We start from the raw sequence: 7,333 nt of genomic DNA on the forward strand, positions 1-7,333 counted from the left end.
CAGGGCGCGGGATTTGGGGCTGGCAGCTTTCGCTCTTTGGCTCAACCGACCCCTATGCCTGATCAGTCTCGCTTGTCTTAGCCGCCGAAGAGTTTCTTGCCGATCTTGGCGAAAACACCGGGTTCCAAGGAAGGATCGATCACGGTCGGTTCGACTGTGAAGTCAGTCCCCCTATCAGTTACCGGCCGACGCCGATTCTTCCAATCCACAGAGTTGAACTCCGGATTGTAGAGCGGCGGAGCTACGTCCTCAGCCTTGAAAATATCCCACATCCAGGACGGGATGTTGTCGACAGTACGAGGGAAGTGTAGGAGCTCTTCAGCCCACACTCGGGCATCCGATGCGTGCTCGCCAGGGTACCAGTGTCCGTCTGGGTCGCGTTCCAGACGCTCCTCGTCGAAAAACTGAAGTTGGCCGGGGCGGTCTGGAAAGATTGACACTTCAGCTGTGGTCCAGGTTCCGGCCCCAGGCCGATAGGCCAATAGGCGGCACTCTTCCAACCAATCGTTCCAAGCCTCTCGGGAGAAGCGCTGGTCCCCTGCCATAAAGCTCATACCTGACTCCGCCTGCATCGATCCATGCCACGACGTTCCCGAGACGTGATGAATAAGTGTCGCAGAGGCCGAGGTCATGCCGACAGCAAACCCTGAGGGCCCGAACGCTTCCCTCTGAAGTCTCGCCACGCCCCGAATGATCACAGGCTCGTCGCGCAGGTTGTAAGAGGTCAATTGCCTACACTCTCCCAATTGGTCTAGTTATTGAAGGTCTTGAACGTGGCACGGTCCTGGCTAAAGCGATATTCAAGCTCCAATTCCGGGGGACCATGCGCCTTTGACCCCGGCGTAGGTAACTTCCCGAGTGACAGTGCCGGTGTCATCGGTGTAGTAGTTCTCACCGACGGCGACCGCGGTCGGCAGGTCCTGGGGCGATGAAGGTCGACGACGGCGGTCGCAGGATCCGTGGGCGGCGCGAATGCCGCTTTACTGACATGAAAATGACGACGTCGGTCGGGTCGCTTTGGTCTTACCCTCCGAAGAGTTTCCGTCCGATCTTGGCGAAGACACCCGGCTCCAACGATGGGTCAATAATTGTTGGCTCGACTGTGAAGTCAGTTCCCCTATCAGTAACCGGGCGTCGCCGATTCTTCCAGTCCACGGAGTTGAACTCCGGGTTGTAGATCGGCGGAGTTACGTCCTCAGCCTTGAAAATATCCCACAACCACGGCGGGATGTTGGCCGCAGACCGCGGGAATGCTAGGAGTTGCTGCGCCCATGTTAGGGCGTTGGCCGGACCTCCTCCGGGTGGCCAGTTACCTTGGGCATCTTTCTCCAAAAGTTCTTCGTCATAGAGATCGAGCCGGCCAGGTCGATTTGGAAAGACGTGAATGATGGCCGTAGTCCACGTTCCTACACCCGGTGAATACGCCAGAAATCTGCATTCGTCGAGCCAGACGTTCAAACCGTCGTATGAGAACCTATCTGTATCTGATCGGCCCGTATAGATGTGGTTATCGCCGGAGACCACATGACCGAACCCAAATGTGCTTGTTCTGCGGTGAATCAGCACATGTACGACCTCGTCCATGTGCTGAGCGAAGCCATCAGGCCCGAAAGCCTCGCCAGAAAGCCTCTGTAATCCGATCTCGACGAAGGGTTCTGAATTCAAGTCAAACGTGACCATTGGAGCCTATTTTCGTAGGGAGCTTCGCACTATCTAATCTTTCGATTGGTTTTAGCGGTGCCAGAATGACTGCGGGCGGGGGAGGCGTGGCCGGCAAGACTGCCGCTTAACTGACCGAACCGACGACGCCGCCGGACGGGTCGTGTGGGTCTTATCCTCCGAAGAGTTTCTTTCCGATCTTGGCGAAGACACCAGGTTCCAACGTAGGATCAATCACGGTTGGTTCGACCGTGAAGTCAGTTCCCCTATCAGTGACCGGGCGTCGCCGATTCTTCCAGTCCACGGAGTTGAACTCGGGGTTGTAGATCGGCGGAGTTACGTCCTCAGTCCGGAAGATATCCCACATCCACGGCGGGATGTTGTCCGCAGTTCGCGGGAAAGCGAGGAGTTGCTGCGCCCACGCGCTTGCTCCAGAGGGGCGTGCTCCTGGGTACCAGTGCCCGTCGGGCATTCTCTCCAGAAGTTCCTCTTCGAAGAGTTCGAGCCTTCCGGGTCGGTCCGGATAGATGTGGACCTCGGCCGTTGTCCACGTGCCTCGGCCGAGCGTATAGGCACGAACGTGGCACTCATCAAGCCACGTTGTCAATGAATCGTCTGAGAAGTGGAAGGTACTTCCACGGGGCACTCGGCTGCCGCCTTGATACATTCGTCCGCGCCAGAAGGTAGTGCTGGTTCTATGCACGAGGACATCAACTAGTTCACTTGCACCGAGAGCGAACCCTGAATTTCCGAAGGCTTCCTCCTGCAGTCGATTCAGTCCGCTCTCAACCCACGGGTCCTCGCCAAGATCAAAGCTAGTCACGCTATGAAACCTACTCACTCATCTTCAGATTATTGAACCTTGCAATGACAGGGTCCATTGACCCGAAGGAATATTCCAATCTTACGGTCGGAGGAACTGATGATTGAGTGCTTTTCGTCAGGTTCATCTCCCAACTGAGGTCGACGGGTTTGCCTTCCGAGATGTCGCGTTTGACCTTCTTGATGACTTCCATTTCCGTGTCGTGGAAGTTGTTTGAAGTGTCGAGCTCGTTGGGTGTTCCTATTTTGCGGTTTTGCCAGGCGTGTTGAGGGAAGAGTCCGCCGCGTTCGCCGATGAAGCCCAGGGCTGAGGGGGCTGCGTGGCCGCCGTCGTAGCCGGGGCCGCCGAGCCAGCCGGCTTTGAGTTGTTGCCATCCGTTGCGGTTGACGTCGCCGACGAGGGTTGAGGTGATGTGGCCTTTGGCGTAAGCGAGGTCTCCGTTGGCGTCCATTTTGAGGGTGAAGGTGTTCTGCAATCCACCGTCGACTTGGGCGACCACGTTGTAGGTGACGTTAGGCATAGGTTTGTTCAGTTCGGGGGACCATGCGCCTTTGACCCCGGCGTAGGTATCTACCCGGGTGACTGTGCCGGTGTCATCGGTGTAGTACTTCTCGATGGTGTTTGCTTTGAGGGCGCCTGTGCTGTCTCTCATGAGGCCGCGGTGCTCGATGATGTATTCGGTGTTCGGCTTCAGGGTGGTGCGAGCGGCGAAATTCTCCTTGCGGTGGACGGGAAAGGCGCTGTCGCCGTGCCGGTAGGTGACGGTGTTGGTGATGTTCTCCGGCGGCGGGAAACGTTCTTCCATGCTCGGAAGGTGGAGGGGCGCAGGGGTATCGGCGGCGGGGGTTTTGGGCGGCACGAAGGCCGGTGGGTTGTTCTCCCGGATCTTTGCGGCCTTGTTGTCGAGCAGGTCGGGGATCCCGGTTTGGATTCCGGTGCGGGTCACGACGCCGCTGGGGTGCGGTACCACCGGGCCTGGGATGGTCGCTTCTGCTGCGCGCAGGCCGTTCGCGAGGTGTCCCATGCCGTCGGCGAGTCCATGCTTGGACGTGGTGATGGTGTCCAGGGTTGCTGTTTTGACAGTGCTGATCGCGGCCCAGGTCGCATGGCGGGCTTGGGCCATGGTGTTGATGACTTTGGCGGTGGTGTTGGGCATCAGGATGTCGGAGACCTTGAGGGTCAGCGAGCCGGGTTTGGCCAGGAACTCTCCGGTGGTTTTGAGGCCGCTCGCTGTTGCGCCGAGCATGGCTGAGAGATTTTGCAGTCGTGTACTTTGCACAGTGGCGATGCTGAGTCGTTCGGCGATGGCACCGGCTCTGCTGGCCACTACTCCGCTCTTTAGTGCCGCGCCGGCACCGTAGGAACCAACGATGCTGGCAACGTTGAAGCTCGTGGCGCCGGCTGCCCAGTTGGGGTTGGTTCCGGCCTCGCTGGCATGGATGAACGCCGGTCCCATGGACCCGAACAAGTCCAAGGCTTTCTGGACTTCGGGGGCTTCGCGTTGCTTTCGCTCTTCATCCCAGGCTGACAGGGGCGTAAGGGCCAGGGTGGTGAAAGCCCCTATGGCCGCACCCAAGCCCGCCCACGCTTGTTGCCTTTTGTTGGGGTTGTCTGTGCCGACGAATGAGTAGACGCCGTCGATGAGTTCTATTGCTCCCGCGCCGAAGCCTTGGAGGAGGCCCAGGGTTCCGTTCGGCCGGTAGGGCACCGTTTGCTTGCCCCAAGGCTGTTCCTCTTGGGGGTGTTCGATTCCCAGGGCTGTTCCTGCGTTCCAGAGAACCTCATCGAACCAGTTCCCGGACTTCATGTCTGGGCCTACGGGTCGGGACACGGTGTAGGTTTCTCCGCCCGAGGCCTGAGCCAGGGCGCTGGCACAGCTGTTCTGTGCGGCGAGGTAGTCATCGTGGATGGCCTTGACCTCGGAGGCGAGACTGTCATGCCGGGCGGTGAGGTCCGCTTCGCCGGACCAGTGCTGTTGCACCCGGGTGGTGATCACTTCATCCTTGAGCACCGTGGTCTTTTCCACGGATGTGGGGAATGCGCCGATGTCGGCGTCCAAAGCATGGACCTTCCGCCCATACGCGTCCAGACGATGCTTCAGCTCACGGCACGTGGCCGAAAACGCCGCCAACGCCGTCGACGTCGATGCTCCTGCTCCCTGCACCCGCTGGGCTGCAGGCATGATGGTCCCGAACGCGGCCAACACCGTGGGCGACTCATCGGAGGAATACGAGGAGGACAGTCCCCGCCAGATCGCCGTTGAGGTCGCCACGTCGGCGAGGAAATCATCAGCGTGCTGCCGGAGCGACTGGGCCGCAGCATCCAGGGCATCAACATCGGGCAGCGCAAACCCACCCGTGGGATTCAGCCCGGAAGGGCCAACATCAGCACTCATTCTTAATCCCTTAGGGATGTCATAGGCCCGCTCGTGGGTGCCAGAGGGGTGTGTGAATCGACCTGCCCGGCACTGCGTTGGGCAGCGGTCGCCATGGTCAGATCCCCTTGCTGGTAGAAATTCAAGGCCTGGGCCGTGGAAACGATGACGTTCTCCGAGCGGCTCGCAACCTCGGTAGCGGCAGGGCTGAGCCTTAGGGTCACAACATCGTTCAGCGCAGCAAGGACCACGCCCGCATCATCGGGGATCGCGGCAGCGGCCTGTTGGAGCGCCGCGCCCATACCTTCAAGGCAGGGCTGGACGCCCTCTACCTGGGCCGCGGTGGCCTTGAGCGTCGATGACGCCGCGGTGACGTCGATGTTCCAGACAGCCATGATCGAGAAGCCGGGGGTTAGCCGATGCTCTGCACGGCGTTGCGGGCAGAGGTCGCGGCGGTGGTGGCGGTTTCGTCGTTCTGGCCCAGGGTGGTGCGGACGAGGGTGATGATGGCTTTGACTTCGTCGGCGGCGTTGTTCCAGCGGGTTTCGACGGTCTGGTATTCGGTGTCGACGCCGTCGGCGCGGAAGTCGGCCATGGCCTGGTTGACGTCGGTTTGGCGGGCCGCGATGAGGGACTCGAGTTGCGCGGCGAGGCCTTGGATGTCGGATTGGACCTGGGCGGAGATGTTGGTGTCGTAGGCGATGCGGTTGGTGGTCATGGTTTAGGCCCGTCCTTGGAAGCGTGCGGCGTCGAAGTTCGCGGCGCTTTCGGAGCGGCGCGCGTTATCGGAGGCGTTCAGGTCGCCTTGGGTGAAGGCGGTGTTCATTCCGGACTGGCCGGTCACGATCGCGGCCAGGGCGGTGTTCAGTTCGGACGCGACGAGGTCGGAGCGGTTTTTGAATGCGTCGAACGCGGCTTTGCCCGCGCCGCTGAATTTGCCTTCGAGCGGGGTGACGGCGTCGACGAAGCGGCGGACCAGGGCGCCGAGGTCCTGGTGGGAGGCGTCGGTTTGTTTGTTCAGGTGGCTGAGCGTTTCGGCGCCCATGTCGAAGATGGCCATGCGTTCCCCCAAGGGTTGATCATCGGTCGTGGCGGTGCCGGAGCACCTTAACAGCATCCTGAAAACCGTTTATTAAGTCCAGTCGATGCAGTAACAAGTTGTTGAATCTTTTATGACGGGCTGGTCACACGCCGGGTGGTCCGGCGAGCTGTGCGACCGGAACCAAGCATGCCCCACACCACCGACACTAGGTGGCGGAACAGCCAAACTAGGGGGTGAAAAGGCTCAATCTAGGTGCTGAAACCCCCAAAATGAGTGCTCACCAGTCACCATCTAGGTATTACCGAGGCAAAGTGGACAGCCGGGGCTTCGCAAACAGCCAGGCCAGAATTCCAAAGAGCGGGACAGCGAACATCAGGACGACCCAGAGCACCCTGGCGGTTTGAGTCAGGCGGGTTTCGCCGAGGATATCGAAGACGGCCCAAACGATCGATCCCATCACAAAGAGTGCGGCGGCTCCCGCCAGGATCGCTGGTATCCACTGCAAAGCTTCCATGCCGTTCCCCCTTGAACATGCCGTTTCCCTGCAATGTAGCAGCCGGCCTGGGTGCCGAGCAGCGCCCGCACATATGAGCCAGTCGCAGGGAACCGCCGCCCCCGCAATCAGCCCACACTCACCAACACCTGCTCGATCCCCCCCAGCAGGCCCGGCCAGCCGTTGCCCATGCCCTCGATGGCCTGCCGTCCCATGGGCGAGTCCAGGTTGAAGCCGGCGTGTTCGAAGTGAAGTGTTGTCCCGGCGTCGACCGTTTCCAGCCTCCAGGTGATGGTCGTATCCAAGGTGCCTTCGGCGAAGACGAAAGTGATCGATTCGCCGGGCTCGACGGCGGTGACTTCGCACTGCTGCTGGCCCCAGGCGCCCATGTCCATGGTGAACCGGTGCCCAACGACGGGCGCGATGTCGCCGGGGGCCCACCAACGGGCCAGGAGCTCCGGCGTCGTGAGGGCGGCCCACACTGATTCTTTGGGGTGGGGGAAGGTGCGCTCAAGGCGGATGGCGTTTTCAGTCATGGGTGTTTTCCTGTTCAGTAGATTCGTCGTCCAGCAGATCGGCCAGGGCATCAAGCCGCTGGTTCCAGTAACGCTCGTAGTGCTGCAGCCAGCCGCTGACTTCACGCAGTCCTTGCGGCTGGAGGTGGTAGATCCTGTGCCGGCCTTGCCGTTCCTCGCGGATCAGCCCCGCGTCTTTGAGGACGGTCAGGTGTTCCGACGCCGATGAGCGGCTGAGCTCCAGTCGACCCGTCAGTTCGCCCGCGGTCAGGGGACCGGCGAGGAGGGTGTCGAGGATGGTCCGCCGCGAAGGGTTCGCGAGGGCGCCGAAAACGTCGGAGGGCACGTGAAGATAATATGTCGGAAATTTCCGAAATGACAATATTTCAGCTAACGCCAGCAGCACGATTTGGTGGTTTTATTTCTC

Annotated in this window: 10 protein-coding genes; all 10 read right to left on the minus strand. The window is 60.4% G+C overall.

The window, feature by feature from the left end:
• Positions 1–77: 77 nt before the first annotated feature.
• Entirely contained in the window at positions 78–440 is a 363-nt protein-coding gene (locus tag ACFVSI_RS19635) for a hypothetical protein (RefSeq protein WP_387827410.1), read from the minus strand.
• Positions 441–1,023: 583 nt separating this feature from the next.
• Positions 1,024–1,680: a hypothetical protein gene (locus ACFVSI_RS19640; RefSeq protein WP_387827412.1), complete on the minus strand. Its 657-nt coding sequence runs from the start codon at positions 1,678–1,680 to the stop codon at positions 1,024–1,026.
• A gap of 151 nt (positions 1,681–1,831) precedes the next feature.
• A complete protein-coding gene (locus ACFVSI_RS19645) occupies positions 1,832–2,305 on the minus strand; it encodes a hypothetical protein (protein WP_387827415.1) in 474 nt (157 codons plus the stop codon).
• 187 nt (positions 2,306–2,492) lie between these two features.
• Positions 2,493–4,877 carry a hypothetical protein gene (locus ACFVSI_RS19650; RefSeq protein ID WP_387827417.1) on the minus strand — a complete coding sequence of 795 codons (2,385 nt, stop codon included), beginning with the start codon at positions 4,875–4,877 and terminating at the stop codon, positions 2,493–2,495.
• Between the two features lie 2 nt (positions 4,878–4,879).
• A complete protein-coding gene (locus ACFVSI_RS19655; protein WP_387827420.1) occupies positions 4,880–5,251 on the minus strand; it encodes a DUF6507 family protein in 372 nt (123 codons plus the stop codon).
• A 17-nt stretch (positions 5,252–5,268) separates the two neighbouring features.
• Complete coding sequence (locus tag ACFVSI_RS19660) at positions 5,269–5,574, minus strand: pore-forming ESAT-6 family protein (RefSeq protein ID WP_387825323.1); 306 nt, start codon at positions 5,572–5,574, stop codon at positions 5,269–5,271.
• Positions 5,575–5,577: 3 nt separating this feature from the next.
• Complete coding sequence (locus tag ACFVSI_RS19665; RefSeq protein WP_387827423.1) at positions 5,578–5,916, minus strand: hypothetical protein; 339 nt, start codon at positions 5,914–5,916, stop codon at positions 5,578–5,580.
• Positions 5,917–6,196: 280 nt separating this feature from the next.
• Entirely contained in the window at positions 6,197–6,412 is a 216-nt protein-coding gene (locus tag ACFVSI_RS19670) for a PLDc N-terminal domain-containing protein (protein WP_387827426.1), read from the minus strand.
• Between the two features lie 107 nt (positions 6,413–6,519).
• Positions 6,520–6,927 carry an SRPBCC domain-containing protein gene (locus ACFVSI_RS19675; protein ID WP_387827429.1) on the minus strand — a complete coding sequence of 136 codons (408 nt, stop codon included), beginning with the start codon at positions 6,925–6,927 and terminating at the stop codon, positions 6,520–6,522.
• Entirely contained in the window at positions 6,920–7,252 is a 333-nt protein-coding gene (locus ACFVSI_RS19680) for an ArsR/SmtB family transcription factor (RefSeq protein ID WP_387827432.1), read from the minus strand. Before ACFVSI_RS19680 ends, ACFVSI_RS19675 begins: the two co-directional genes overlap by 8 nt.
• Positions 7,253–7,333: the final 81 nt, after the last annotated feature.

The sequence above is a fragment of the Paenarthrobacter sp. NPDC057981 genome, from assembly GCF_042886835.1.
GTDB lineage: Bacteria > Actinomycetota > Actinomycetes > Actinomycetales > Micrococcaceae > Arthrobacter.

Coding starts and splice junctions, on each gene's coding strand:
- ACFVSI_RS19640 (WP_387827412.1), bottom strand. CDS start 1,680: ATGGTCACGTTTGACTTGAATTCAGAACCCTTCGTCGAGATCGGATTA.
- ACFVSI_RS19650 (WP_387827417.1), bottom strand. CDS start 4,877: ATGAGTGCTGATGTTGGCCCTTCCGGGCTGAATCCCACGGGTGGGTTT.
- ACFVSI_RS19655 (WP_387827420.1), bottom strand. CDS start 5,251: ATGGCTGTCTGGAACATCGACGTCACCGCGGCGTCATCGACGCTCAAG.
- ACFVSI_RS19660 (WP_387825323.1), bottom strand. CDS start 5,574: ATGACCACCAACCGCATCGCCTACGACACCAACATCTCCGCCCAGGTC.
- ACFVSI_RS19665 (WP_387827423.1), bottom strand. CDS start 5,916: ATGGCCATCTTCGACATGGGCGCCGAAACGCTCAGCCACCTGAACAAA.
- ACFVSI_RS19670 (WP_387827426.1), bottom strand. CDS start 6,412: ATGGAAGCTTTGCAGTGGATACCAGCGATCCTGGCGGGAGCCGCCGCA.
- ACFVSI_RS19675 (WP_387827429.1), bottom strand. CDS start 6,927: ATGACTGAAAACGCCATCCGCCTTGAGCGCACCTTCCCCCACCCCAAA.